The organism is Lysobacter enzymogenes (assembly GCF_023617245.1).
In the GTDB taxonomy this organism is placed as follows: domain Bacteria; phylum Pseudomonadota; class Gammaproteobacteria; order Xanthomonadales; family Xanthomonadaceae; genus Lysobacter; species Lysobacter yananisis.
On the sequence record NZ_CP067396.1, the window covers coordinates 2,499,245 to 2,523,242 of the forward strand.

Consider the following 23,998-nt stretch of genomic DNA (forward strand, 5'->3'; position numbering starts at 1 on the left):
TTCCCCCTACCAAGGCGAGGCATGGCACAGCACGACAACAGCATCGCGCACGCGCGCATCGGCGTGATCGGCCTGGGCTACGTCGGCCTGCCGCTGGCGCTGGAATTCGGCAAGCGCTACGACACCGTCGGCTACGACATCGACCCGGTGCGCGTGGCCCAGCTCAGCACCGGCGAGGACCGCCACCACGAGCACGGCGCCGACGAGATCCGCGCCGCCGCGCGCCTGCGCTTCAGCGCCGCGCTGGAAGACCTGGACGACCGCGACGTGTTCGTGGTGACCGTGCCCACGCCGGTGGACGAGCACAAGCGGCCCGACTTCACCCCGCTGATCCTCGCCAGCCGCGCGCTCGGCGGCGTGCTCAAGGCCGGCGGCACCGTGATCTACGAATCCACCGTCTACCCCGGCGCGACCGAAGAGATCTGCATCCCCGAGCTGGAACGCGTCTCGGGCCTGCGCTGCAACGTCGATTTCTTCGTCGGCTACAGCCCCGAGCGGATCAACCCGGGCGACCGCCAGCGCCGCCTGGTCGACATCCCCAAGGTCACCTCCGGCTCCAGTCCCGCCGGCGCCGAGCGGGTCGATGCGCTCTACCGCAGCATCATTCCCGCCGGCACCCACCGCGCGTCCAGCCTGCGCGTGGCCGAGGCCTCGAAGGTCATCGAGAACACCCAGCGCGACGCCAACATCGCCCTGGTCAACGAGTTCGCGCTGATCTTCCAGCGCCTGGGCATCGACACCACCGAAGTGCTGGAAGCGGCCGGGACCAAGTGGAACTTCCTGCCGTTCCGCCCGGGCCTGGTCGGCGGCCACTGCATCGGCGTGGACCCGTACTACCTGATCCAGAAGGCGCAGAGCGCGGGCTACTACCCCGACATCCTGCTGGCGTGCCGGCGCATCAACGACGCCATGGGCGGCTTCGTCGCGGCGGAGGTGATCAAGCGCATGATCCAGCGCGGCGTCGCCATCGCCGGCTCGCGCATCCTCATCCTCGGCCTGACCTTCAAGGAAAACTGCGCCGACCTGCGCAACACCCGGGTGATCGACCTGGCGCGCGAGTTCGGCGAATATCGCGCGCGGGTGGAGATCTGCGATCCCTGGGCCAACGCCGAGGAAGCGCGGCGCGAGTACGGCCTGGACATGGTCGAGACCCCCGAGCGCGGCGCCTACGACGCGGTCGTGATCGCGGTCGCGCACGAACAGTTCCGCGCCCTCGGCGCGGCCGGCGCGCGTGCCTACGGCAAGCCCGGCGCCTTGCTGTACGACATCAAGAGCCTGTACCCGCGCGAAGACGTCGACGCGCGGTTGTAGCGGCGGGGCCTTCAGGCCGACGCTTTTCGATCCGCTCGCTGCGTAGCTTCTGAAAAGAAAGCATCGGGGCTGAAGCCCCTCCCACAAAAGCCACCAGTTTTAGCCTTCAGCTGTGCGGCGATGCGCTCCTGTGGGAGGGCCTTCAGGCCCGATGCTTCTCGATCCGATCGCCGCGCAGCACCGGAAAGGAAAGCATCGGGGCTGAAGCCCCTCCCACGACAGCACCCAGCCTCGCAGGACAGCGATCCGCCCGCGCCCGTACAGACCTTGCACGCGGCCGCGGGTATGCTCGACCCCAGCCCGTGAACCTTCCGATCGCCATGATGCGCTATGCCGCTTACGTCGCCAGCCTGGTCCTGACCTTGGTCTGCGCGACCCTGGTCGTCCTGCACCACCCGTACTGGCTATGGGGCCTGGCCGCGTTCGGCGCGATCGCCGCGTTGGGCACCGCCGACCTGCTGCAGACCCGCAGCACCCTGCGCCGCAACTACCCGGTGCTGGCCCACTTCCGCTACGGCCTGGAATCCATCGGCCCGGAAATGCGCCAGTACTTCATCGAGGCCGACACCGCCGAGGTTCCGTTCTCGCGGCAACAGCGCGCGCTGGTCTACCAGCGCTCCAAGTCGGTCAACGACGTGCGCCCGTTCGGCAGCCAGGTCGACGTCTACGGCCTGGACTACGAATGGATCAACCATTCGCTGGCGCCGACCGCGCACGTCGCCCACGACTTCCGCGTGACCATCGGCGAGAACACCGCCCACCCGTACGCGGCCAGCGTGTTCAACATCTCGGCGATGAGCTTCGGCTCGCTCTCGGCCAACGCCATCCGCGCGCTCAACAAGGGCGCCAAGCTCGGCGGCTTCTACCACGACACCGGCGAAGGCTCGATCTCGCCCTATCATCGCGAGAACGGCGGCGACCTAGTCTGGGAAATCGGCTCGGGCTATTTCGGCTGCCGCGACGAGCGCGGGCTCTTCAGCGAAGAGCGCTTCGTCGCCAACGCCGGCGACGCGCAAGTGAAGATGATCGAGATCAAGCTCTCGCAAGGCGCCAAGCCCGGCCACGGCGGGGTGTTGCCGGCGGCCAAGGTCAGCGCGGAAATCTCCGCCACGCGCGGCGTGCCGATGGGCCAGGACTGCGTCTCGCCGGCCGCGCACACCGCGTTCGATTCGCCGCTGGGCCTGCTGAAGTTCGTGGCGCGGCTGCGCGAGCTGTCCGGCGGCAAGCCGGTCGGCTTCAAGCTCGCCATCGGCCACCCGTGGGAATGGTTCGGCATCGCCAAGGCCATGCACGAAAGCGGGCTGCTGCCGGATTTCATCGTCGTCGACGGCGCCGAAGGCGGCACCGGCGCGGCGCCGGCGGAGTTCATCGACCACGTCGGCGTGCCGATGCACGAGGCGTTGATGCTGGTGCACAACACCCTGGTCGGATTGGACCTGCGCGACAAGATCCGGATCGGCGCCGCCGGCCGCATCACCAGCGCGTTCGACATCGCCCGCACCTTGGCGATGGGCGCGGACTGGTGCAACGCCGGGCGCGGCTACATGTTCGCGCTGGGCTGCATCCAGGCGCAGAGCTGCCACACCGACCGCTGTCCGACCGGCATCGCCACCCAGGACCCGAGCCGCTGGAACAAGCTCGACGTGCCGGACAAATCCACGCGCGTGTTCCACTTCCACGAGAACACCCTCAAGGCATTGCGCGATCTGCTGTGCGCGGCCGGCCTGAGCCATCCTTCGCAGATCGGCCCCGAGCACATCCTGCGCCGGGTCTCGCCGACCGAAGTGCGCTCGCTCGGCGCGCTGTACAACTTCCTCGCCCCGGGCGAACTGCTCGGCAAGGTGCCGGCGCACGCGGTGTTCCAGTCGTTTTGGGCCGGCGCGCGCAGCGATTCCTTCGCCGCGCCCGAGCGGGTGCTGGCGATGCGGGCGAGCAAGTCGTTCTGAGGGGGGCGGCGCGCGGCGGTTCGCGCCGTCTTGGGGCGATCGTTGCGAGCAAGATCAAAATGGGTTCCGGCTTTCGCCGGAATGACGGGTTGGGGAGTTGCGTAGCGTCCCAGCCCCCCGTCATTCCGGCGAAAGCCGGAACCCATTTCGACTTTCGCTCTTCGCAGGTACGCCCGCGCAGCGACGTACTACACCCGTCGCTTCACAACAGCTCCAGCACCCGCTCCGGCGGCCGCCCGATCGTCGCGCGCCCGCCATGCACGAACAGCGGCCGCTCGATCAGGCGCGGATGCGCCGCCATCGCCGCGATCAACGCGTCGTCGCTCAGCGCAGCGTCGTCCAGCCCGAGTTGCCTGTATTCGTCCTCGCCGCTGCGCAGCAGTCCGCGCGCGCCGATTCCGAGCAGGCCCAGCAGTTCGCGCAGTTCCGCCGCGTCGGGCGGCGATTCCAGGTAGGCGACCACGGCCGGTTCGATGCCGCGTTCGCGCAGCAACTCCAGCGCGCCGCGCGACTTGGAGCAGCGCGGGTTGTGGTACAGGCGGGTAGGGGCGCGATGGGCGTCGGACATTAGGCAGGCTCCTGAAGGCGGGGCGGCACGTGCCGCGACGGGCGCCGGGTTCGCGCCGAGGTCGTGCCGGATCTGCGCGGGCAGCGTGCAGCGCAACCGCGCCGCCGCACGATGCGTCGGCGGCGAATCCGCGCCGCGCAACGAAAAAAGCCGGCTTTCGCCGGCTCGTTTCTTGCAACTGGTGGGCGGTGCAGGGTTCGAACCTGCGACCCTCGCCGTGTGAAGGCGATGCTCTACCGCTGAGCTAACCGCCCGATGTAATCGGGTCGCAAATTGTAATCGCGAGATCGGGAACTGACAAGCCTTTGCAGCGCTTCGTTGCCCGGAGCCCCCGGCCGCCGGTTTTCAAGCGAAAACACCGGTACGACAGGGGTTCCCCACGATCCGGACCGGCGTAGCGAGCGCGGCGGTCCTCCCGCATCGCAGCCTGCGATCCGAACCGTGCGCCCGGCGCGCGCCCGGCAGGGGCGGCGACTGGCGCTTGCGGCCGTGGCGGCGGCGAAGCGGGCGCGCATCGTAGCCGAACCCGCGCGCCGACTCCAGCCCGCCAGAGCCAAGCCGCAGCAGCCAAGCCGCCGCAGCAGGCCGCAGCAGACAGGCCGCCGCGGCAGGTCCAGCGACCCTGCCGAGCCGCCGCGGCGCTTACTCCAACTGCGCCTTCGCGTACGCCGCGTCCAGCGTTTCCATCGCGTCGGCCGGCTTGAGCTTGGCCGCCTTCTCGTACGCCGCCGCAGCCGCGTCTTCCTGCTTGTCGCCGTGCAGCAGCATCAGCACGTTGCCGTGCTCGATGTGGGCGATGGGCGAATCCGGGGTCAGCTTGAGCGCAGTCTTGATGTGCTTTTCCGATTCGCTGGCCTTGGCGCCGTAGGTGAGGCCGCCGATCATGCCGCCGATCTTGTCGATGATCTCGGCGTGGTACAGCGCCATCGCGGTATGCGCTTCGGCGTGCTTGGGCTCGCGTTCCAGGGTCGCGTCGAGCGCCGCGCGGACTTTGCCGGCGATGCCGTCCTTGAGCGCCTTGGCGATGCTCAGGCCCTGGCTGTAGCGGCCCAGGGCGAAGGCGTAGCGGTAGTGGCTGTTGGCTTCGTCCGGCAGCGCGGCGACCGCGGCTTCGGCCAGCTTGGCGGCCTGCTGGTAGCGCTTGAGCTGCTCGGCTTCGTCTTCGACCAGATAGGTCGCGTGGATCCCCAAGGCTTTGACCGCGACCGAGGCGCCGACCGGGCCGAGCTTCTCGCCGGCGTCGAAGGCGGCCTTGAAGTCGCCGCGGTGGAACGCGCGCCAGGCCTCCTGCAGCGTTTCGGCCAAGGCGTCGGCGTCGACGCCCTTGGGCGCGGCCTTGCCGGCGGCCTTGATCAGCGCGCCCGCGCGCTTGGCGTCGGGGAAGGGCTCGGCATCGCCGGCGTGCAGCTTGGGCCAGGCTTTCTTGAGGGCGTCGCCGGCGTAGGCGAAGGCCTTGGCATCGTGCGGGAACGCGGCCCAGGCGGTCTTGGCGGCCATGTACTGTCCTTGTCGAGCGGAAGGGAATCGAAGCGGCAGCATCCCGCCGCGGCGCGACGCTGGCAAGAGGGCCGGCGCCGGCCGCGCGCGCTGTGCGCAAGCTGAAGCGGCTAGTGCCATTGCTCGATGGCCGCTGGCGATAGTGCGCGGGCGAAACCGTCCATTCCGGGCGGTCGACGGAGCGCAATCATGGCAGTGGGCAAACGCAACAAGCAGGCCGCGGCGAAGCCGGCCGCCTCCCCGACCACGACGCTGCGGCACTTGTGGCTGGCGGGACTGGGCCTGGCCGCGGTCGCGCGCCGCGAGGCGCTGGCCGGTGCCGGCCGCGCGGCGGGGCAGGTCGAGGCGCTGCAGCGGCGCGTGCGCGAAGCCGCGTCGGACGCGCGCGGCAACGTCGTCGACGGGATCGAGAACATGCGCGGCCAGGTCGAGCCGAAGGTGGTGCAGTTCAGCGCCGAGGTCGAGGCGCGGCTGGCGCCGGTGCTCGACAAGCTCGGCCTGAAGGGCCAGCGCAAGCCGCGCGCGCAGCGCAAGGGCCGCAAGCCGGCGGCGAAGAGCAAGGCGCCGGCCGCGCGCCGGGCCCCGCGCAAGCCGGCCGCGCGCCGCGCGCGCAAGGCCTGAGCGTTCGAAACAGGAACGAAAACAGGGCGCCTCGCGGCGCCCTGTTCGTTTGCCGGCCGGCGGTGCCGCGGGTCGGCCTCAGCCGCCGAAACCGCACATCTGCTCGCACTTGCGCAGCCGGCCCTCGCAGATCGTCGCCGGCGCGCCCTGGCCGACGCAGTAGCGATAGACCTGCATGCAGTAATCGGGCTTGCAGGCGGCGTCGACGATCGAGGCGTAGCCCAGGCTCATGGCCAGTACGGCCAGCAGCGGCAGTTTGTTGACGATGGCGTTCATGCGCTTCCCTCCTGGTGGCGCGGGTGATGGCGCGGGCGCGCGCAGCGGCGGCCCGCGGCCCGGCCGCGACGCGGCCGGTTCGCGCAGGCTAGGACGGAACCGGCGCCCGGCGCGGCGGCGCGCGGCCGATCTGTGACGCAGGCGGGGCGATCGTGACTTCAGGCCCGTCGCGTAACGGGCGCGCGCCCCGCATTCAGCGCGCACCGGCCGTTCAGTCGAGGTAGGCGCGGATCAGCGTGTTCAGGTGCATGCGCTCGGCGTCGCGCAGGAACGGCGACAGCAGCATCATGACCTGGACGATGCCGTCGCGGATCGCCGCGTGCTCGTCCTTGTCGCCGCGCGCGGCGGCGTAGTTGAGCCAGAAGGTCGCGATCACCAGCACGTTGGTCGCGGTCGCGGCGAGTTCGTCGCCGGAGGCGCGCATGACCCCGGCCTGCGACAGCCCGCGCATGACCAGGTGCGCCTGCTCGTCGGCGCGCTTGAGGATGCGGGCGAAGCGCATGCGCAGGCGGCGGTTGCGGCTGAGGATCTCGACCAGGTCGCGGTACAGGAAGCGGTAGTCCCAGATGCACTCGAACACCAGGTGCAGCTGCAGCCAGATGTCCTCCAGCCCCGGCAGGCGGCCCTGCGGCGCGGCCAGGGCGGCGTCCATGCGCTCCTCGAATCGAGCGAACAGCTGCTCGATGATGTCGTCCTTGTTGCGGAAGTGGTAGTACAGGTTGCCGGGGCTGATCTCCAGCTCGTCGGCGATGTGGTTGGTGGTGACGTTGGGCTCGCCTTGCGCGTTGAACATGATCAACGCGGCATCGAGGATGCGCTGTCGGGTCTGCTTCGCCATCGTGCGGCCGGGCGGGGGACGGGGCCGGGACGCGGCGTCAGCCGCGCAGTTTCTTGACGAGGTCCACGTACTTCTTCTTGGCCTCGGTCTGGTCGGTGCCCTTGATCTTCTCCCAGGCCTCGTACTTGGCGGTGCCGACGAAGTCGAAGAAGCCGGGCTTGGGGCCGTTGACGTCGCCTTCCGAGCCCTGCTTGTACAGCGCGTACAGGCGCAGCAGCGTGTCGTTGTCGGGGCGGTCGGACAGGGACTGGACGTCCTTGGCGGCTTGTTCGAATGCGGCTTGGATGTCGGACACGGCGGGCCTCTCCTGGGCGCCTAGGTGAGGCGGCATCACACCATGCGTACCCGGGTGGGTCAATACGGAAAGGAATTGTTACCGCGCCCGCGCTCTGGCACCGTAGCGTCATGCCGCCGCAACGGCGGCCGATCGGGGCCATCCAGGAGAGGGGTATGAGCTATTTCGTCACCGGCGCGACGGGTTTCATCGGTCGCTTCCTCGTCAGCAACCTGCTGAAACGCAAGGGCACGATCCACGTGCTGGTGCGCAAGGATTCGCAGAAGAAGTTCGAGGCCACGGCCAAGAAGATGGGGTGGGACCTCAAGCGGGTGATCCCCGTGGCGGGCGACATGACCCAGCCCAAGTGCGGGCTGAGCGCGGCGCAGATCCGCGCGTTGAGCGGGAAGATCAAGCATTTCTTCCACCTCGGCGCGATCTACGACCTGACCGCCAGCGCCCAGGCGCAGCGCGCGGCCAACATCGACGGCACCCAGCACGCGCTGGACCTGGCCGCGGCGATCAACGCCGGCTGCTTCCACCACACCAGTTCCATCGCCGCGGCGGGCATGTACCCGGGCGTGTTCCGCGAGGACATGTTCGACGAGGCCGAGGGCCTGGACGATCCCTACCTGCGCACCAAGCACGATTCCGAAGGCCTGGTCCGCGCCGAGAAGCGGATCAAGTGGCGGATCTACCGCCCGGGCATGGTCGTCGGCCATTCGCAGACCGGCGAGATGGACAAGATCGACGGCCCGTACTACTTCTTCACCTTCCTCAAGAAACTGCGCGAAATGCTGCCGCCGTGGATGCCGATGCTCGGCGTCGAGGGCGGGCGGATCAACATCATCCCGGTCGACTACGTGGTCGACGCGATGGACCACATCGCGCACAAGCCCAAGCTCGACGGGCATTGCTTCCACCTGACCGATCCGGAGCCGCAGCGCGTCGGCGAGGTGCTCAACACCTTCGCCCGCGCCGGCCACACGCCGGAGATGACCATGCGCATCGACGCGCGCATGTTCGCCTTCGTGCCCAGCGGCATCCGCGGCGCGGTCGGCAACCTGCCGCCGGTGCGGCGCTTCGTCGGCATGCTGCTGCGCGACTTCAAGATTCCCAAGGAAACCCTGAAGTTCATCACCTATCCGACCCGCTTCGACAACCGCGAGACCGAGCGCGCGCTGCGCGGCAGCGGGATCAAGGTGCCGCACCTGGACGATTACGCCTGGCGCCTGTGGGACTACTGGGAACGCCACCTCGATCCGGACCTGTTCGTCGACCGCACCCTCAAGGGCAAGGTCCGCAACAAGGTGGTGGTGATCACCGGCGGTTCCTCGGGCATCGGCCTGGCGACCGCGGAGAAGGTGGCGGCGGCGGGCGCGGTGACGATCATCGTCGCGCGCGGCGAGGAAGAGCTGTTCAAGGCGCGCGACGCGATGAAGGCCGCCGGCGGCAAGGTGTTCGCCTACACCGCCGACCTGGCCGACATGGCCGACTGCGACCGGCTGGTCAAGACCATCCTGGCCGAGCACGGCCACGTCGACATCCTGGTCAACAACGCCGGCCGCTCGATCCGCCGTTCGATCGAGCTCAGCTACGACCGTTTCCACGATTTCGAACGCACCATGCAGCTCAACTACTTCGGCAGCCTGCGCCTGATCATGGGCTTCATGCCGAAGATGACCGAGCGCCGCAAGGGCCACATCATCAACATCTCCTCGATCGGCGTGCTGGCCAATTCGCCGCGGTTCTCGGCCTATGTTGCGTCGAAGGCCGCGCTGGACGCGTTCAGCCGCTGCGCCCAGGGCGAGCTGTCGGGCAAGGGGATCAGCTTCACCACGATCAACATGCCGTTGGTGAAGACGCCGATGATCGCGCCGACCAAGATGTACGACAGCATCCCGACCCTGAGCCCGGACGAGGCCGCCGACCTGGTGGTCAAGGGCATCATCGAGCGGCCCAGCCGCATCGCCACGCGCCTGGGCATCTTCGCCTCGGTGGTCAACGCGGTGGCGCCGAAGGCCTACGAGGTGGTGATGAGCACCGCGTTCGAACTGTTCCCCGACTCGGCCGCGGCCAAGGGCGACCGCAAGGGGCTCAAGGACGAGCACGCCAGCAACGAACAGATCGCGTTCGCGGCGTTGATGCGCGGCGTGCACTGGTAACCCCGGTCCCCGTCCGCATACGCACGAAGCCCGGCCTACCGCCGGGCTTCGTCGTTGCAGCCTCCGCGAATCCCGCCCGTGCTCCCTGTAGGAGCGACGCAAGTCGCGACCGCGGCACCGCGCCGACGACGCAACCTGGCAACCCCGCGGTCGCGGCTCGCGCCGCTCCTACAGGGGCTTGCGGCCGCATCGTTGCGTCTTGCCAAAGCACGAAGCCCGGCATCGCCGGGCTTCGTCGTTGCAGCCTCCGCGAATCCCGCCGGGCCCCCTGTAGGAGCGACGCAAGTCGCGACCGCGCCACCGCGCCGACGACGCAACCAGGCAACCCCGCGTCCGCGGCGCGCGCCGCTCCCACAGGGCTTTGCGGCTGAATCAGTAGGCCTTGCACTGGAAGAATCGCACCCGGCTGTCGCTGCCCGGCGGCGGTTGCAGTTGCACGCGCGAGGAGCGCAGTTCGGGATAACGTTCGAGCACCTGGCAGATCGCGTCGACGTCGGGCTTCTGCGCGTCGGTGTGGCGGTAGATCAGCAGGTTCGAGGCGGTCGACCAGGCGGCGCGTTCGGTGCCCGACAGCGCGCCGACGGTGCGGATCACTTCGGCGCGGTCGGCGTCGGCATCGCCGCTGGAGGCCGACGGCACCGGCGCGGCGGCATGCGCGGCGGGGGCGGGCGGCGCGGTCGGTGCCGGAACGGCGGCCGGCGGCGTGGCGGCAGGTGCGGCAGGTGCGGCGGCAGTGTCGCCGCCGGCGTCCTTGCCGCTGTCGTTCGCGGCGGCTTCGTCGCCGCGCGGTGCGCTATCGATCGCCGGCGTCGGCGCCGGCAGCAGCGCCGGCACGGCGAAGCCGGCGATCAGCGCCAGCGCGATCGCCGCGCCCCAGGCGCCGACGATGGTCTGGATGCTGCGCTTCTGCGCCGCGGCGATGATTTCGTGCCGTGTCGAGGCCGGCAGTTGCGGCTCGACCAGTTCCCACAGCGATTCGCCGCTGTACAGGTCCAGGCCGTCGGCGACGCGTTCGGAGTGGGTGTCGAAGCGGCCGGTGGTGACCAGCAGGCCGCCGGCGGCGCCGTGGAAGCGCACCGCGTCGGCCAGTTCGGCCACGGTCGCGGCCGGCACCTTGTAGTCGCCGTCGCCGAGCTTGCACGACAACAGCCAGGGCTTGCCGGCGCGCACCAGTCTCAGTTCGGCCTGGGTACCGCGGGCGAGCGATTCCTCCACCGATTCGGCCTCGAACCCGCGCTCGCGCAGCGCCTCGACGATCAGGCGCGCGAACTCGCGCCAGCGCATCTTGGCCAGCCCGGCGATGCCGGTGGCGACTTCAGTGCGATGGCGGCGGTACGACCACAGGTAAGCGGTGGACCCCAGCCCGACCGTCAGCGCAACGGCGGCGGCAGCCCACAGGGAGAAACTCGACATGTAACGCTAGGCCCATAAAAGACGCTGAGGATATACGGCTTCAGACACATGAATTCCGCAGGAATTGCGACGCAATTCACGGAATCGATGTGTGCGGAATCTGCCGTTCACGAGGGAACGCGTCAGCGGCGCGGCGGTGAAACGCTGGAGGCGCAAGCGACGGCGACTGGTCCGCTGCCCGCTGCGCAGCGCTCGTCGCCGGAATAAGAAAGCCCGCCAGTCCGAAACCGTAAGGGGAGGGGAGCATACGGAAGCGCGGACTGGCGGGCTTAAGCGGGCGTCGCGGCCTGGCGGCGCGACGCGATGCAACGGTGAGGCCTGGAACGTGTATCGATAGCGCCGGTTCGTGTCAGCGGTTAGGACGCTGGCGCGACCGGCGCGTGAATCCGGATTACGGCGCGACCGGCGGCTTGGGCTTGGCCACGGCCTTGCGCGGAGCCTTGGTCTTGGCCGGCTTGTCCGCGGCCTTGGCGGCCTTGGGCTTGGCGGCGCGCGCGGCGCTCTTGCGCGCCGGAGCGGCGCCGCCCTGGCGGCGCAGTTCGGCGGTCAGCGCGTCGACGCGTTCGCTGAGTTCGGCGAGGTCCTCGCGGCCCGGCACGCCGAGCTTGACCAGGGCGCGCTGCACGCGTTCCTCGAACACCTTTTCCAGGCGGTCCCAGGTGTCGGCGGCGCGCTCGCGCGCCTGGCCGACCTTGGACTCGACCGCGTCGCGCAGGGCGCCGGCCTGGCCGCCGGTGAACTTGCGCGTGGCCTGCTCCAGGGTCAGGCCTTCCTTGACCAGGCCTTCGAACAACTTGGTGCCTTCGGCCTGGGCGCGGCCGAACGCGCCGACGCCGGCCAGCCAGATCTGCTGCGCCGATTCGCTCAGGGACTTGGACAGGCGCTCGGCCTGTTCCTGCGCGCCCGCGCCCTTGCCGGCGGCGCCGGCGGAGCGGGTCTTGCCCGAGGTCTTCTTCGCGGTCTTCTTGAACTTGGCGGCCATGGACGTCCTGTGGATTGGGGTTAGTGCTGTGCCGTCACGATGGGCCCGCTGTCTAGAGTATTCACACCAGCACGAGCGAGGAGCGAGCGCAGAGGAGCGAGGAGTGAGCAGAGGCAGAAGCGCTTTCGCTCACTCCTCGCTCCTCTACGCTCGCTCCTCGCTTCAGGCCTTCCGCCGCGCGACCAGCCGGTCCACATCGTCCAGCGCCCGCCGCAGCCGCGCGGTGGTCTCGCTGTCGCGCGCGGGCGGGGCGAGGCCGTCGAGGATCGAGCGTTCGGGGTCGGCCAGCACCTCCTCGCGCAGGCGCAGGCCGTGCGCGGCCAGGATCGGCGCCAGTTGCGCGGCGCGCGCGCGCAGGTCGGCCAGGGTGTTGCGGTAGGCGATCTCGCAGATGCGCCGGCGCGCGGAGAAGCTGAAGGCGTTGGTGAAGAACAGCTCGCGGTCTTCGGCGTTGGGTTCGAACACCAGTTGGTCGATGTCGGGGTATTGCTGGGCGTAGCGCGCCAGGCCGACCTGCATGCGCGATTGCAGCAAGGTGCGGAAGGTCTGCGACAGCACCGCCGGCAGGCCGCCGGCGGCGAGGCTGTTGTCTTCGGCCACCGCGGCGCCGTGGCCGTGGTTGAACGGCACCAGCGGGTTCAGGCCGATCAGCAGGTCGATGCCCTGTTCGAGCACCACCGAGGCGTGCATCGTGCGGCGCAGGGCGCCGTCGACGAAGTGGCGGCCTTCGATGTTCACCGGCGGGTACAGGCCGGGCAGGGCGGCGCTGGCCTGCACCGCCTTGGAGATCGGCACGTCGTCCCAGCCTGCGTCGCCGAAGCGCACGGCGTCGCCGCTGTCGATGTCGACGGCGACCACGTAGAGCTTGGCGTCGAGTTCGCGGAAGTCGTTGCTGCGGCCGCGGCGGGTGAACACTTCGCGCAGGAAGCGTTCGACTTCGCTGTTGTCGAACAGGCCGTTGGGGATCAGGCCGCCGAAGCGGGTGATCAGGTCCGACCAGCGCGCTTCCAGCGGCGAGAACAGCAGTTCGCGCCACCACTCGGTCGCCAGGCGCGGGAAGCTCGCGGCGCGCTTGAGGTATTCGACGAAGGCCGGACGCATGAAGGTCTCGGGCCGGAACCGCACGTCGCCGCTGTCGCCGGTGATGAAGATCCGGCACATCTCGGCGGTGTCCATGCGGTTGGCCAGGCCGGCGGCGAGGAAGGCGCCGCTGCTGACGCCGACGTAGCAGTCCAGCCGGGTCAGGTCGAGGCCGTCGATGGCTTCGTCCAGCGCGCGCAGGGCGCCGAGTTCGTACATGCCGCCGATCGGGCCGCCGCCGGCGATGGCCAGGCCGATGCGCGGGGCTGCGGCCGGGTCGCGCCGGGCGCTGTCCGCGGCGATGCCGTTGCGCTGGGCGGCATTCTTGCGGGGGCCGGTGTTCTTGCTTCCTTTCGCCGCCGGCTTGCGGCTCGCCCGGTGGCGGGCGGAATGGAGTGACAACATGTGATCGGCGGCACGCCCCTGACGGTAGTCGGCCGAGTGTAGCCGAGCGGGGCGGGGCGTCCAGCGGGGGTGTACGAAGGTCGAAGAGGGTGGAGGACGGTTGGATGTGAGGTGGGCGGGACGCACCGGGGCCGGGGACGCTCCGGCGGGCCGGGCCTTTGGCAAGTCCCGCCGGAGCGTCCCCGGCCCCGGTGCTTCGTCGCGCGTGCGGTTCGTGGGGGCGTTGTTCTCGTGGGGGGCATGAGGCTGTGGCGGGCTTGGAATGGCGGCAAGTTCCCGGAGCGTGCGCGGCGCGGATGCTTCGCCGCGCGTGCGGGTCCAGGGGCGCGGTTGTTGCGGACTTGGAGGGGCGGCGGCAGGTCTCGCCGAGCGTGCGCGGACCCGAGTACTTCGCGCGCGCGGCTCATGCGCGCGCCGGTCTTGCGGCCGCGCGCGGCCGCCGCGATCATCGACCCCGATGTCCAGAACCGCCGACCTCAGCCGCCGCATGGCCTGCCTGCTGGCCCGCCACCAGGCCCTGCACGATCCCGCGCGCGAACCGCGCAACGCGCTGCGCTGGCTGCCGGAGTTGCGGCAGTGGCAGGCGCGGCGGCTGGAGGCGAGTTTCGACCGTTTCCTGCGCGACCCGCGCCGGCGCCCGGCGGCGCAGTTCTTTCTCAGCGACGTCTACAACGACCGCGATTTCAGCCGCCGCGACGCCGACATCGCCCGGGTCTTGCCGATGATGCAGAAACTGCTGCCCGGCCCGCTGTTGGCGACGGTCGCCGATGCGATCGAACTGGGCCTGCTGACCCAGGCCTTCGACCTGCGCATGAGCGAGCGGATGCACGCGCTGGCGCCGCGCCGGCGCCGGCTGGACGGGCCGCTGTACGCGCAGGCCTATCGCGCCTGCGGCCTGCCGCGGCTGCGCGAGCATCAGATCGAACTGATCGAGGCGGTCGGCCTGGGCCTGGGCAAGGCGGTGCGGATGCCGGGCATCCTGACCCTGCTCAAGCTCTCGCGCGGCCCGGCCAAGGCGGCGGGACTGGCGGAACTGCAGGGATTCCTGGAGCGCGGCTTCGCCGCGTTCGCGCAGTTGGGCGATGTGCGCGAGTTCATCGCCGAGATCGGCTCGGACGAGCGCGAGGTCGCGCAGCGTTTGTTCGACAGCGACGCGGATCCGTTTCCCGACCTGGATTGAAGCGTGGTTTCACCGGCCCCTTGCAGGAGCAGCGCGAGCCGCGACCAACCGAAGCGACGCAACGAAAGCGTGCCCGGCCGAAGCCAGGCCATATGGCCTGGCGCATGCCGCTTCGGAACGGTACGTGGCATGACGTCGCTTCGTCGCGGCTCGCGCCGCTACTACACAGAGCCCAGCGCGGCCACGAACGCCGGCAGCTCCTCGCGCCACTGCGCGCTGACGATCTTGTCGAAATACAACCGGCGCCCGCTGGTCAGCGCATCCACATGGGACAGGTCGGCCAGCCGTTCGGTCGGGCCGCCGAGCGGCGCGAACAGGTAGAAGTCGAGCCGTTCGCGCGCATCGCCGCAGCGCAGGTGCCAGACGATGCGCTCGCGTTCGACCTGGAACAACGCGTCCGCGCCGGACTCGCCGTCGATCCGCCAGCCCTCGCGTTCGAGGGCGTGCTGGAGCTCGGTCAGCCGGGCGCGGGTCACGCGCGCAGGTTTACTTGAACTTCTCTTCCAGCACGCGGCGGATTTCGGCCTCGATCGGGCCCTTCATCGCGCCGAGCAGGAAGCCGAGCTGGGCGGTCACGCGCAGGTGCTCGGGCGAGACCGCGATCTTGCCGTCGACGCCGCTGCGGGCGAAGTTGAGCACGTCGCCGTCCCACTCGTATTGGATGTCGAAGCGTTCGGCGAGCTTCTTGGCCACGTCCTCGACCGCCTTGCGGGCCTTGGCCGGAGCCAGCGAGTGCGGGTGGCGGATGTCGATGCTGGGCATGTCTGGGTCTCCCTGGAGGCCGGCTATTGTGCGGGCAGGGGCGGGCGCATCCAAGCCTGCGGGCGCTGCGCGGACGCGCGCCGCGCGCATCCGCCTCGCCTTCGTTGCCGTCGTTCATGCGCCACCGGGCGCAGCCGGGTGTGCCTGGCGCTGCAACCTGCTAGATTCCCGCCGGGTGAGCGCCCTCAAACTGCGATACCCCAACCGCGAGCATGGCGACCTGGCGTTGAAGCCGGGCGTGCATGCCATCGGCCGCGACGCGGCCGGCCGCACCGTGCTGGTCGACGACGCCGACGCCGCGATCGCGCAATTCAGCGTCGACCGCCGCGGGGTCTGGCTGCAGGTGCGCGACAGCCTGCACGGGCTGCACGTCAACGGCCGCCCGGTCAAGCGCATGGCGATGCTGCGGCCCGGCGATGCGATCTTCATCGACGGGGTCGAGCTGTTGCTGGTGGCCGACAAGCCCGAGCCGGCGCCGCCGTTCGGGGTCGAGATCCCGGCCGATTCGCGCATGGTCGTGCGCGGGGTCGGCGGCGTGCACCACGGCCGTTGCTACACGCTGGAACAGCCCAAGGTGATCGGCCGCGCCGGCGACTGCGACATCCGCATCAACGAGCCGGCCTTCGCCGACCGCCACGCGCGGCTGGAAGCGCATGCCGACGGCGTGGTGCTGCGCGACGTCGGCTCGGTCGACGGCAGCGTGGTCAACGGCCAGCCGGTGCGGCACGCGCTGCTCAAGCCGGGCGACCAGTTGCTGCTCGACGGCCAGCACCGCTTCGTGATCGAGGCGCCGACCCGCCGGCTCAGCGCCGCCGACGCGCTGCAGGCGCAACTGGCGCAGGAGCAGGCGGCGAACGAAGACAAACCGATTCCGCCGTCGGCGCTGCCGTCCTCGGTGCGGCGCATGCCGTGGCTGTTGCTGGCGGCGGTGGTGATGGCCGGTTTGCTCGGCCTGCTGCTGCTCTACGGCGCGCGCTGACGCCGGTTCGTCGGGCTTCGGCCCGGCGCGTTATCCGAGTCGCTTTTGTAGGAGCGGCGCAAGCCGCGACCGCGGTACCGCGCTTGCGGCGCGAGCTGGCGACCCCGCGGTCGCGGCTCGCGTCGCTCCTACAGGGGCTTCGGCCGCTTGCTCAGGCGTTTCCACAGGCGCCAGCCGAGCAGCGCCGCGAGGATGCCGGCATACAGCGCCGGCTCGCGGATGTCCGATTTCACCAGCCACCAGAAATGCAGCACCGCCAGCACGGCGATGGCGTAGACGAGCTGGTGCAGCCGCCCCCACAGCCGGCCCAGGCGCCGCATCATGCCTTGGGTGGAGGTGATCGCCAGCGGCACCAATCCCAGCCAGGCCAGGAAGCCGACGGTGATGTAGGGGCGCTTGGCGATCTCCTCGAACACCTGGGTCCAGTAGCCGCGCAGGTCCAGCACTAGGTAGGCGGCAAAGTGCAGGCTGGCGTAGAAGAACGCGTACAGCCCGAGCAGGCGGCGGAAGCGCAGCAGCACGGCCTGTCCGCTGAGCTGGCGCAGCGGCGTCACCGCCAGCGCGATCATCAAAAAACGCAGCGCCCACAGGCCCAGGCGGTGTTCGATCTCGGCCACCGGGTCGGCGCCCAGGCCGCCCTGGCCGGTGCTGAATTCCTGCCAGACCTGCCAGCCCAGGATCGCCGCAGGGGTCAGCGCCAGCAGGTGGGCCAGGGCCTTGGCCGCGATGACTCCGGGCGGAGTCTTGCGCGGGCTCGCGGCGCGGCGCGCGGCGGGCGCCGCGGCCGCGGCGGGGGCAGCGTCGCTCATCGTCAGAACCAGGTCTTGAGGTTCATGCCCGCGTACAGGCTCGCGACCTGCTCGCCGTAGCCGTTGAACAGTCGGGTCGGGATGCGCTCGGCGAACAGCTTGCTGCCGGTGCCGGCGATGCGGCGTTCGGTCTTCTGGCTCCAGCGCGGGTGGTCCACGTCGGGATTGACGTTGGAGAAGAAGCCGTACTCGTCGGGCTGCAGCGAGTTCCAGGCGGTGGCCGGGCGGCGCTCGACGAAGGTGATCGCGACGATCGACTTGATGCTCTTGAAGCCGTACTTCCACGGCACCACCAGCCGCAGCGGCGCGCCGTTCTGCTGCGGCAGCGGCTTGCCGTACAGGCCGGTGGCGAGCAGGGTCAGCGGGTGCATGGCCTCGTCGATGCGCAGGCCCTCGCGATACGGCCAGCTGATCGAGGGATAGGCGATGCCGGGCATCTGCTTGCGGTCGGCCAGGGTGGTGAAGGCGACGTACTTGGCCTTGGCGGTCGGCTCGAAGCGCTTGAGCACGTCCGCCAGCGGCACTCCCAGCCATGGGATCACCATCGACCAGCCCTCCACGCAGCGCAGCCGGTAGACCCGCTCCTGCGGCGCCAGGCCCTTGATCAGGTCCTCCAGCGAGAGTTTGCCCGGCTTGGCGCATTCGCCGCCGACCGCGACCGTCCACGGGCTCAGGCGCAGGGTCTTGGCGGCCGCGGACGGGTCGCCCTTGCCGGTGCCGAACTCGTAGAAGTTGTTGTAGCCGGTGACGTCGGCGTAGGTGGTCAGCGGCTCGTTGGTGCGCAGGCCGGCCTTGATCTGCTCCGGGCTGGCCGGCCGCGCCGCCGAGGGCGGCGGGGCCTCGGCGCCGGCGCAGCCGGCCAGGCCCAGGGCCGGGCTCATCGCCAGCGCCGCCAGCAGGCGCCGGCGTTCGCGGTAGACGGCCTCGTCGGTGATCTGCGAGGCGGGAAGGGTGAAGGCTTGGCGCAACGACATGGGACGGCTCCGGACGGGTCCAGCGGGGCGGCGCGACGGGCGCGCGCAGGGGGCGACGGTCGTATGACGCATTACGGACCGTTTCATTCCCTAGAGGCAGCCAGCGCGGCAAAAGTTGCGCGGGTAACGACACGTACACACGGTGCTGCACTGCGGCATACTCAGGGGCCGCCCCCCCAACTGCCACGGAGCTACCGATGTCCCGCGCTTTCAACTTTAGTGCCGGTCCCGCGACCCTGCCCGAACCGGTCCTGCTGCAGGCGCAGTCGGAACTTCTGGAGTGGAACAACGCCGGGGCCTCGATCGTCGAACTCAGCCACCGCGGCCCCGAGTTCATCCAGGTCGCCGCCGAGGCCGAGCGCGACCTGCGCGCGCTGATGGCGATCCCCGACGACTACGCCGTGCTGTTCCTGCAGGGCGGCGCGACCGCGCAGCAGGCGCTGATCGCGCTGAACTTCGCCAATCCGGGCCAGGCCGTGGACTACGTGGTCACCGGCCACTGGGGCAAGACCGCATTGAAGCAGGTCAAGCCTTACGTCAGCGCGAACGTGGCCGCCAACGGCGAGGCCGGCGGCTTCCGCGACATTCCGGCGCGGGCCGAGTGGAACCTGTCCAAGGACGCGGCCTACGTCCACTACACCGCCAACGAGACCATCCACGGCGTGGAGTTCCGCGACATCCCGGACGTCGGCGACGTGCCGCTGGTGGCCGATTTCTCGTCCTCGATCGCCGCCGAGCCGATCGACGTGTCCAAGTTCGGGGTGATCTACGCCGGCGCGCAGAAGAACCTCGGCCCGGTCGGCGTCAGCGTGGTCATCGTGCGCCGCGACTTGCTCGAACGCGCCGGCCAGCCGCGCGCGGACATCTTCGACTACCGCTCGCACGTCAAGGGCGAGTCCATGCTCAACACCCCGCCGACCTGGAACTGGTACCTGGCCGGGCTGGTGTTCAAGTGGATGCTGGCCGAGGGCGGCGTGGAAGAGTTCGCCCAGCGCAACGCGCGCAAGGCCGGCCTGCTCTACGACGTGATCGACAACTCCGGCGGTTATTACCGCAACGAAGTCGCCGCCGCCGCGCGCTCGCGCATGAACGTGCCGTTCTTCCTCAAGGACGAAGCGCTGGACAAGCCCTTCCTCAAGGAGGCCGAAGCGGCCGGGCTGATCTCGCTGAAGGGCCATCGCGCCCTCGGCGGCATGCGCGCGTCGATCTACAACGCGATGCCGGAGGCGGGGGTGCAGGCCCTGGCGTCCTTCATGCGCGACTTCCAACAAAGACACGGCTGAGCGACCGCGCCGGCCGTTGCCCGCGCGGGCAACGGCCGCGGTTGCCGTAGACAAGACCCAAGGCAATGACCACCAAATCCAGCAAGACCGCGCCCGCCAAGACCAAGTCGGCCGCCGCGAAGACCAGGCCCGCCGCGAAGACCGCCGCCGACAAGCCCGCAGGCAAGAAGAAGGCCGCCGACAAGCTCGAGGCTGCCGTCGAGGCAGCCGCTCCCGTCGCCGCCGTCCCCGACCTCGCCACGCTGCGCACGCGCATCGACGGCATCGACCGCCACATCCAGCAGCTCATCGCCGAGCGCGCCCAGTTCGCCAACCAGGTCGGCAAGGCCAAGGGCAAGCTGGCCGCGGCGGTGGACTACTACCGCCCCGAGCGCGAGGCGCAGGTGCTACGCCGGGTGGTCGACCGCAACGACGGCCCGCTCAACGACGAAGTGCTGGTGCGGCTGTTCCGCGAAATCATGTCGGCCTGCCTGGCCCAGCAGGAGCCGCTGAAGATCGGCTTCCTCGGCCCGGAAGGCACCCATTCGCAGCAGGCGGTGTACAAGCATTTCGGCCATTCGATCCACGGCCTGCCGCTGTCGAGCATCGAGGAAGTGTTCCAGGAAGTCGAAGCCGGCAACGCCGACTTCGGCGTGGTGCCGGTGGAGAACTCCACCCAGGGCACGATCCAGTCCACGCTCGACATGTTCCTGACCTCGAAGCTCAAGATCAGCGGCGAAGTCGAGCTGCGCGTGCACCAGCACCTGCTCTCGCGCGGCGGCCGGATCGAGGACATCGAGCGCGTGTACTCGCACCCGCAGTCGTTCGCCCAGTGCAAGGCCTGGCTGCGCCAGTACCTGCCCAAGGCCGAGAAGATCCCGGTGTCGAGCAACGCCGAGGCCGCGCGCCGCGCGCGCAACGCCGACGACGCCGCGGCCATCGCCGGCGTCGCCGCGGCCAACGTGTACGGGCTGCGCAGCGTGGCCGGGCCGATCGAGGACCGGCCGGACAACACGACGCGTTTCCTGGTCGTCGGCCGTGAGCTGTTCTCGCCCTCGGGCAACGACCGCACCTCGCTGCTGATCTTCATCAAGGACCAGCCCGGCGCGCTGTACAACGTGCTCTCGCCGTTCGCCAAGCGCGGGCTGAGCATGAACCGGATCGAGTCGCGCCCGGGCCACACCGGCCGCTGGCAGTACGCGTTCTTCGTCGACATCGGCGGCCACGTGCAGGAAGACGCGATGCGCGAGGCGCTGGAGGAACTGCAGGAACTGGCCCACGAGGTCAAGGTGCTCGGTTCCTACCCGGTGGCGATCGCATGAGCCAGCCGGCACCGCTGGCCGCCGCGCCGGCGTTCGACGAAGCCTGGTTCGCCGCGCGCGCCCAGCCGGGCGTGCAGCGGCTCAAGGCTTACGATCCGGGTCACGACCTGGTCGCGCTGCGCCGCCAGTACGGCGAGGCGCATCTGGTCGAGCTGGGCTCCAACGAGAACCCGTACGGCCCGTCGCCGGCCGCGCGCGCGGCGATCCTCGATTCGCTGCACGCGCTGCACCGCTATCCCGATCCGCTCGGCGGCGACCTCAAGCGCGCGCTGGCGCGCAAGCACGGCGTCGAGGTCGGCCAGATCCTGCTCGGCAACGGCTCGCACGAACTGCTGATGCAGCTCGGCCAGGTGTTCGCCGGACCCGGCGAGGAAGTGGTGTTCTCGCGCTACGGTTTCGCCGTGTTCGCGCTGTCGACCCAGGCCGCCGGCGCGCGCATGCGCATCGTCGAGGCGTTGCCGCGCGAGGCGGCGATGCCGTGCGGGCACGACCTCGACGCGATCGCCGCGGCGGTGGGCGCGGACACCAAGCTGGTGTACGTCGCCAACCCGAACAATCCGACCGGCACCTGGTTCGGCCGCGACGCGCTGGTCGCCTTCCTCGACAAGATTCCGGCCCACGTCATCGTGGTCATGGACGAGGCCTACGCCGAGATGGCCGACGCGCCGGACTACGCCAGCGCGCTGAACGTGCTGGACCGCTATCCCAACGTCGCGGTGACCCGCACCTTCAGCAAGGCCTACGGCCTGGCCGGGCTGCGCGTGGGCTATCTGATCGCCCAGCCGGGCTTGATCGCGGTGATGGACCGCCTGCGCGAGAGCTTCAACGTCAACGGCCCGGCGCTGGCCGCGTGCGAGGCCGCGCTCGGCGACGAAGACCATCTGCGCTGGGCCTGCGCACGCAACGCCGAACAACGCAGCGCCCTGGCCGAAGCATTGGCCCGGCGCGGCCTGCGCGTGTTTCCGTCGCAGACCAACTTCGTGCTGGTCGAATTCGGCGCGCGCACGCCGCAGGTCGAGGCCGCGCTGGTCGCGCGCGGGGTGATCCTGCGGCCGATGGGCGGCTACGGCCTGGCCGATTGCATCCGCATCAGCGTCGGCTCGGCCGACGAGAACCGCCGCCTGCTGGCGGCATTGGACGAAGTGCTGGCATGAGCGCGAGCGAATCCTCCCAGGCCTGGACCGCCGGTCCGGGCGCGGACCTGCGCGGTTCGATCCGCGTGCCCGGCGACAAATCGGTCTCGCACCGCGCGGTGATGCTCGGCGCGCTGGCCGAAGGCGTCACCCGGGTCACCGGTTTTCTCGAAGGCGAGGACACCCGCGCCACCGCGCGCGTGTTCGAACAATTGGGCGTGCGCATCGAGACGCCGAGCGCGAGCGAGCGCATCGTCCACGGCGTCGGCCTGCACGGCCTGCGCGGCAGCGACGTGGCGCTGGATTGCGGCAACGCCGGCACCGGCATGCGCCTGCTCGCCGGCGCGCTGGCGGGGCAGGCGTTCGACAGCGTGCTGGTCGGCGACGCGTCGCTGTCCAAGCGGCCGATGCGGCGGGTGACCGAGCCGCTGGCGGCGATGGGCGCGCGCATCGACAGCGAGGACGGCGGCCTGCCGCCGCTGCGCATCCGCGGCGGCCGCGAGCTGCGCGGGATCGAATACACCCTGCCGGTCGCCAGCGCGCAGGTGAAGTCGGCGCTGCTGCTGGCCGGCCTGTACGCGCAGGGCGAGACCGTGGTGCGCGAACCGCACCCGACCCGCGACTACACCGAGCGCATGCTCGCCGCGTTCGGCTGGCCGATCGAATTCTCGCCCGGCCATGCGCGCCTGAGCGGCGGCCACGCGCTGCGCGCGACCGACGTCGCGGTGCCGGCCGACTTCTCCTCGGCCGCGTTCTTCCTGGTCGCCGCCAGCGTGGTGCCGGGCTCGGAGCTGGTGCTCGAAGCGGTCGGCATGAACCCGCGCCGCACCGGCCTGTTGTCGGCGCTGCGCTTGATGGGCGCCGACATCGTCGAGGAAAACCCGCGCAGCGAAGGCGGCGAACCGGTCGCCGACCTGCGCGTGCGCCACGCCCGCCTGCGCGGCGTCGAGGTTCCGCAGGCGCTGGTCCCGGACATGATCGACGAGTTCCCGGCGCTGTTCGTCGCCGCGGCGGTGGCCCAGGGCCGCACCGTGGTCAGCGGCGCGGCCGAGCTGCGGGTCAAGGAATCCGACCGCATCGCGACCATGGCCGCCGGCCTGCGCGCGCTCGGCGTCGCGATCGAGGAAACGCCCGACGGCGCGATCATCGATGGCGGCGGCTTGAACGGCGGCACGGTCGAGAGCCACGGCGACCATCGCATCGCGATGAGTTTCGCGGTGGCCGCGCAGTTGGCGTCGGGCGAGGTGCGGATCGGCGACGTGGCCAATGTGGCGACCTCGTTCCCGGGCTTCGAAGCGCTGGCGGCGCAGGCGGGGATGCGGGTCGGCGCGGGCTGATGCGGCGTCGGCGATGCCAACAAAAAAGGCGGCCCGCGGGCCGCCTTTTTCGTGGGAGGGCCTTCAGGCCCGATGCTTTGGTTGCAGTCCGCGGCGATCCGACCGGAAAGCGTCGGGCCTGAAGGCCCTCCCACAACAGCCGATGGCTGCGAACGCAGAATCGCTGTTGTGATAGAGACGACTGCTCCTGTGGGAGGGACTTCAGTCCCGACGCCTTGCGCTCAGATCGCCGCGAAGCTCACTTCATTGCATCGGCCGGAACTCGACCGGCTGCTCGACCACCGACGCCACCTCGCGGCCGTTGCGCGTGGCCGGCTTGAAGCGCCAATCGCGCACCGCGACCATCGCGGCGCGGTCGAGGTCGCGCGAGCCGCTGCGGCGGGCGAGGGCGACTTGGTCGGCCTTGCCGTCGGCGCCGACGTTCACCCGCAGCACCACGGTGCCGCCTTCGCCGCGACGCAGCGCCGCGACCGGGTACTGCGGTTGCGGGTTGCGCGCCAGCGCGCGCGCATCGGTCGCGCGCGGCTTGGCCGCGACCGCGGACTTCTCGCGCGCGCCCTTGGCCACCGCCTTGGCCGCGGCGGCCTGGGCCTTGTCGAGGTCGGCGGCGGTGCCCGGCGTGCGCTCGACCGGCGGCAGCGCCAACACCGGCGCCAGCGGCGCGGGCGCCTGCTGCACCGGGCGCTTGCCGTAGAAGTACCAGCCCAGGAAGGCGGCGCCGAGCAGGATCAGCAGCAGCCACAGGCCGGTGCGGCCGGGAGATTCGCCGGTGGCGATGGCGGGCGCCTCGTGTTCGCGCGCGTCGGACTCGATGGAATGTGATGCAGTGCTCATGCAGGCCTCCTTTCGACGAACCCGGGGGAT

Annotated in this window: 25 protein-coding genes and 1 tRNA gene; 11 read left to right on the forward strand and 15 right to left on the reverse strand. The window is 70.3% G+C overall.

Going from position 1 to position 23,998, the window contains the following annotated elements; translation table 11 throughout:
- The first annotated feature begins 21 nt into the window (after positions 1 to 21).
- Positions 22 to 1,311, forward strand: coding sequence for a nucleotide sugar dehydrogenase (locus JHW41_RS10510; RefSeq protein ID WP_250449856.1), 1,290 nt, complete (start codon positions 22 to 24; stop codon positions 1,309 to 1,311).
- 99 nt (positions 1,312 to 1,410) lie between these two features.
- Here JHW41_RS10510 and JHW41_RS26825 read toward each other — a convergent pair whose 3' ends face one another.
- A complete protein-coding gene (locus JHW41_RS26825) occupies positions 1,411 to 1,479 on the reverse strand; it encodes a DUF6053 domain-containing protein (RefSeq protein WP_428995532.1) in 69 nt (22 codons plus the stop codon).
- On the opposite strand from JHW41_RS26825, the gene JHW41_RS26830 reads away from it, so the two are divergent.
- Together JHW41_RS26830 and JHW41_RS10515 are read left to right on the forward strand one after the other, a co-directional pair.
- Positions 1,463 to 1,516 (forward strand): hypothetical protein, encoded by a 54-nt coding sequence (locus JHW41_RS26830; RefSeq protein ID WP_428995533.1) that lies wholly within the window; start codon positions 1,463 to 1,465, stop codon positions 1,514 to 1,516. The two genes, JHW41_RS26825 and JHW41_RS26830, sit on opposite strands and share 17 nt — an antisense overlap.
- A 115-nt stretch (positions 1,517 to 1,631) precedes the next feature.
- Positions 1,632 to 3,257 (forward strand): FMN-binding glutamate synthase family protein, encoded by a 1,626-nt coding sequence (locus tag JHW41_RS10515; RefSeq protein WP_250450945.1) that lies wholly within the window; start codon positions 1,632 to 1,634, stop codon positions 3,255 to 3,257.
- Positions 3,258 to 3,459: 202 nt separating this feature from the next.
- On the opposite strand, the gene arsC is transcribed toward JHW41_RS10515, so the two are convergent.
- The 3 genes from arsC to JHW41_RS10530 form a co-directional block, all read right to left on the reverse strand.
- Positions 3,460 to 3,825, reverse strand: a complete 366-nt coding sequence (gene arsC / locus JHW41_RS10520) for an arsenate reductase (glutaredoxin) (protein ID WP_250449857.1) — start codon at positions 3,823 to 3,825, stop codon at positions 3,460 to 3,462.
- Positions 3,826 to 4,004: 179 nt separating this feature from the next.
- Positions 4,005 to 4,079, reverse strand: a tRNA-Val gene (locus tag JHW41_RS10525).
- A 388-nt stretch (positions 4,080 to 4,467) separates the two neighbouring features.
- Complete coding sequence (locus tag JHW41_RS10530; RefSeq protein WP_078995833.1) at positions 4,468 to 5,322, reverse strand: hypothetical protein; 855 nt, start codon at positions 5,320 to 5,322, stop codon at positions 4,468 to 4,470.
- A gap of 189 nt (positions 5,323 to 5,511) precedes the next feature.
- Between JHW41_RS10530 and JHW41_RS10535 the strand changes: the two genes are divergently transcribed.
- A complete protein-coding gene (locus JHW41_RS10535) occupies positions 5,512 to 5,943 on the forward strand; it encodes a hypothetical protein (protein ID WP_250449858.1) in 432 nt (143 codons plus the stop codon).
- 78 nt (positions 5,944 to 6,021) lie between these two features.
- Here the strand turns inward: JHW41_RS10535 and JHW41_RS10540 are convergent, their stop codons facing one another.
- The 3 genes from JHW41_RS10540 to JHW41_RS10550 all read right to left on the reverse strand — a co-directional run bounded on the left by JHW41_RS10540 (position 6,022) and on the right by JHW41_RS10550 (position 7,352).
- Positions 6,022 to 6,219, reverse strand: coding sequence for a hypothetical protein (locus JHW41_RS10540; protein WP_250449859.1), 198 nt, complete (start codon positions 6,217 to 6,219; stop codon positions 6,022 to 6,024).
- Between the two features lie 211 nt (positions 6,220 to 6,430).
- Positions 6,431 to 7,057 (reverse strand): TetR/AcrR family transcriptional regulator, encoded by a 627-nt coding sequence (locus JHW41_RS10545; RefSeq protein WP_057947969.1) that lies wholly within the window; start codon positions 7,055 to 7,057, stop codon positions 6,431 to 6,433.
- 37 nt (positions 7,058 to 7,094) lie between these two features.
- On the reverse strand, positions 7,095 to 7,352 hold the full coding sequence (locus JHW41_RS10550; RefSeq protein ID WP_057947968.1) for an acyl-CoA-binding protein: 258 nt from the start codon (positions 7,350 to 7,352) through the stop codon (positions 7,095 to 7,097).
- Between the two features lie 155 nt (positions 7,353 to 7,507).
- Between JHW41_RS10550 and JHW41_RS10555 the strand changes: the two genes are divergently transcribed.
- Complete coding sequence (locus JHW41_RS10555; protein WP_078995831.1) at positions 7,508 to 9,496, forward strand: SDR family oxidoreductase; 1,989 nt, start codon at positions 7,508 to 7,510, stop codon at positions 9,494 to 9,496.
- 372 nt (positions 9,497 to 9,868) lie between these two features.
- Here JHW41_RS10555 and JHW41_RS10560 read toward each other — a convergent pair whose 3' ends face one another.
- The 3 genes from JHW41_RS10560 to JHW41_RS10570 form a co-directional block, all read right to left on the reverse strand.
- Positions 9,869 to 10,909 (reverse strand): restriction endonuclease, encoded by a 1,041-nt coding sequence (locus JHW41_RS10560; RefSeq protein WP_250449860.1) that lies wholly within the window; start codon positions 10,907 to 10,909, stop codon positions 9,869 to 9,871.
- 391 nt (positions 10,910 to 11,300) lie between these two features.
- The gene (locus JHW41_RS10565; RefSeq protein WP_250449861.1) at positions 11,301 to 11,891 is read right to left on the reverse strand and encodes a phasin family protein; all 591 of its coding nucleotides are present in this window, start codon (positions 11,889 to 11,891) and stop codon (positions 11,301 to 11,303) included.
- A 162-nt stretch (positions 11,892 to 12,053) separates the two neighbouring features.
- Positions 12,054 to 13,376 (reverse strand): patatin-like phospholipase family protein, encoded by a 1,323-nt coding sequence (locus tag JHW41_RS10570; RefSeq protein WP_250449862.1) that lies wholly within the window; start codon positions 13,374 to 13,376, stop codon positions 12,054 to 12,056.
- A 457-nt stretch (positions 13,377 to 13,833) separates the two neighbouring features.
- Between JHW41_RS10570 and JHW41_RS10575 the strand changes: the two genes are divergently transcribed.
- Entirely contained in the window at positions 13,834 to 14,556 is a 723-nt protein-coding gene (locus JHW41_RS10575) for an FFLEELY motif protein (protein WP_250449863.1), read from the forward strand.
- A gap of 161 nt (positions 14,557 to 14,717) precedes the next feature.
- Here the strand turns inward: JHW41_RS10575 and JHW41_RS10580 are convergent, their stop codons facing one another.
- Both JHW41_RS10580 and JHW41_RS10585 read right to left on the reverse strand, forming a co-directional pair.
- Positions 14,718 to 15,032 (reverse strand): hypothetical protein, encoded by a 315-nt coding sequence (locus JHW41_RS10580; RefSeq protein WP_250449864.1) that lies wholly within the window; start codon positions 15,030 to 15,032, stop codon positions 14,718 to 14,720.
- A gap of 10 nt (positions 15,033 to 15,042) precedes the next feature.
- Complete coding sequence (locus tag JHW41_RS10585; protein ID WP_057947962.1) at positions 15,043 to 15,318, reverse strand: polyhydroxyalkanoic acid system family protein; 276 nt, start codon at positions 15,316 to 15,318, stop codon at positions 15,043 to 15,045.
- A 175-nt stretch (positions 15,319 to 15,493) separates the two neighbouring features.
- On the opposite strand from JHW41_RS10585, the gene JHW41_RS10590 reads away from it, so the two are divergent.
- Complete coding sequence (locus JHW41_RS10590; RefSeq protein ID WP_057947961.1) at positions 15,494 to 16,297, forward strand: FHA domain-containing protein; 804 nt, start codon at positions 15,494 to 15,496, stop codon at positions 16,295 to 16,297.
- A 128-nt stretch (positions 16,298 to 16,425) separates the two neighbouring features.
- Here the strand turns inward: JHW41_RS10590 and msrQ are convergent, their stop codons facing one another.
- Together msrQ and msrP are read right to left on the reverse strand one after the other, a co-directional pair.
- On the reverse strand, positions 16,426 to 17,106 hold the full coding sequence (gene msrQ, locus JHW41_RS10595; protein WP_250449865.1) for a protein-methionine-sulfoxide reductase heme-binding subunit MsrQ: 681 nt from the start codon (positions 17,104 to 17,106) through the stop codon (positions 16,426 to 16,428).
- A gap of 2 nt (positions 17,107 to 17,108) precedes the next feature.
- Positions 17,109 to 18,080, reverse strand: a complete 972-nt coding sequence (gene msrP, locus JHW41_RS10600; protein ID WP_057947960.1) for a protein-methionine-sulfoxide reductase catalytic subunit MsrP — start codon at positions 18,078 to 18,080, stop codon at positions 17,109 to 17,111.
- 197 nt (positions 18,081 to 18,277) lie between these two features.
- Between msrP and serC the strand changes: the two genes are divergently transcribed.
- The 4 genes from serC to aroA all read left to right on the forward strand — a co-directional run bounded on the left by serC (position 18,278) and on the right by aroA (position 23,134).
- Complete coding sequence (gene serC / locus JHW41_RS10605; RefSeq protein WP_250449866.1) at positions 18,278 to 19,363, forward strand: 3-phosphoserine/phosphohydroxythreonine transaminase; 1,086 nt, start codon at positions 18,278 to 18,280, stop codon at positions 19,361 to 19,363.
- Positions 19,364 to 19,428: 65 nt separating this feature from the next.
- Positions 19,429 to 20,664 carry a prephenate dehydratase gene (gene pheA, locus JHW41_RS10610; protein WP_250449867.1) on the forward strand — a complete coding sequence of 412 codons (1,236 nt, stop codon included), beginning with the start codon at positions 19,429 to 19,431 and terminating at the stop codon, positions 20,662 to 20,664.
- A complete protein-coding gene (gene hisC, locus JHW41_RS10615; protein WP_250449868.1) occupies positions 20,661 to 21,818 on the forward strand; it encodes a histidinol-phosphate transaminase in 1,158 nt (385 codons plus the stop codon). Before pheA ends, hisC begins: the two co-directional genes overlap by 4 nt.
- Positions 21,815 to 23,134, forward strand: a complete 1,320-nt coding sequence (gene aroA, locus JHW41_RS10620; protein WP_250449869.1) for a 3-phosphoshikimate 1-carboxyvinyltransferase — start codon at positions 21,815 to 21,817, stop codon at positions 23,132 to 23,134. Before hisC ends, aroA begins: the two co-directional genes overlap by 4 nt.
- A gap of 243 nt (positions 23,135 to 23,377) precedes the next feature.
- On the opposite strand, the gene JHW41_RS10625 is transcribed toward aroA, so the two are convergent.
- Positions 23,378 to 23,968: an energy transducer TonB gene (locus JHW41_RS10625; protein WP_250449870.1), complete on the reverse strand. Its 591-nt coding sequence runs from the start codon at positions 23,966 to 23,968 to the stop codon at positions 23,378 to 23,380.
- Between the last annotated feature and the right edge of the window lie 30 nt (positions 23,969 to 23,998).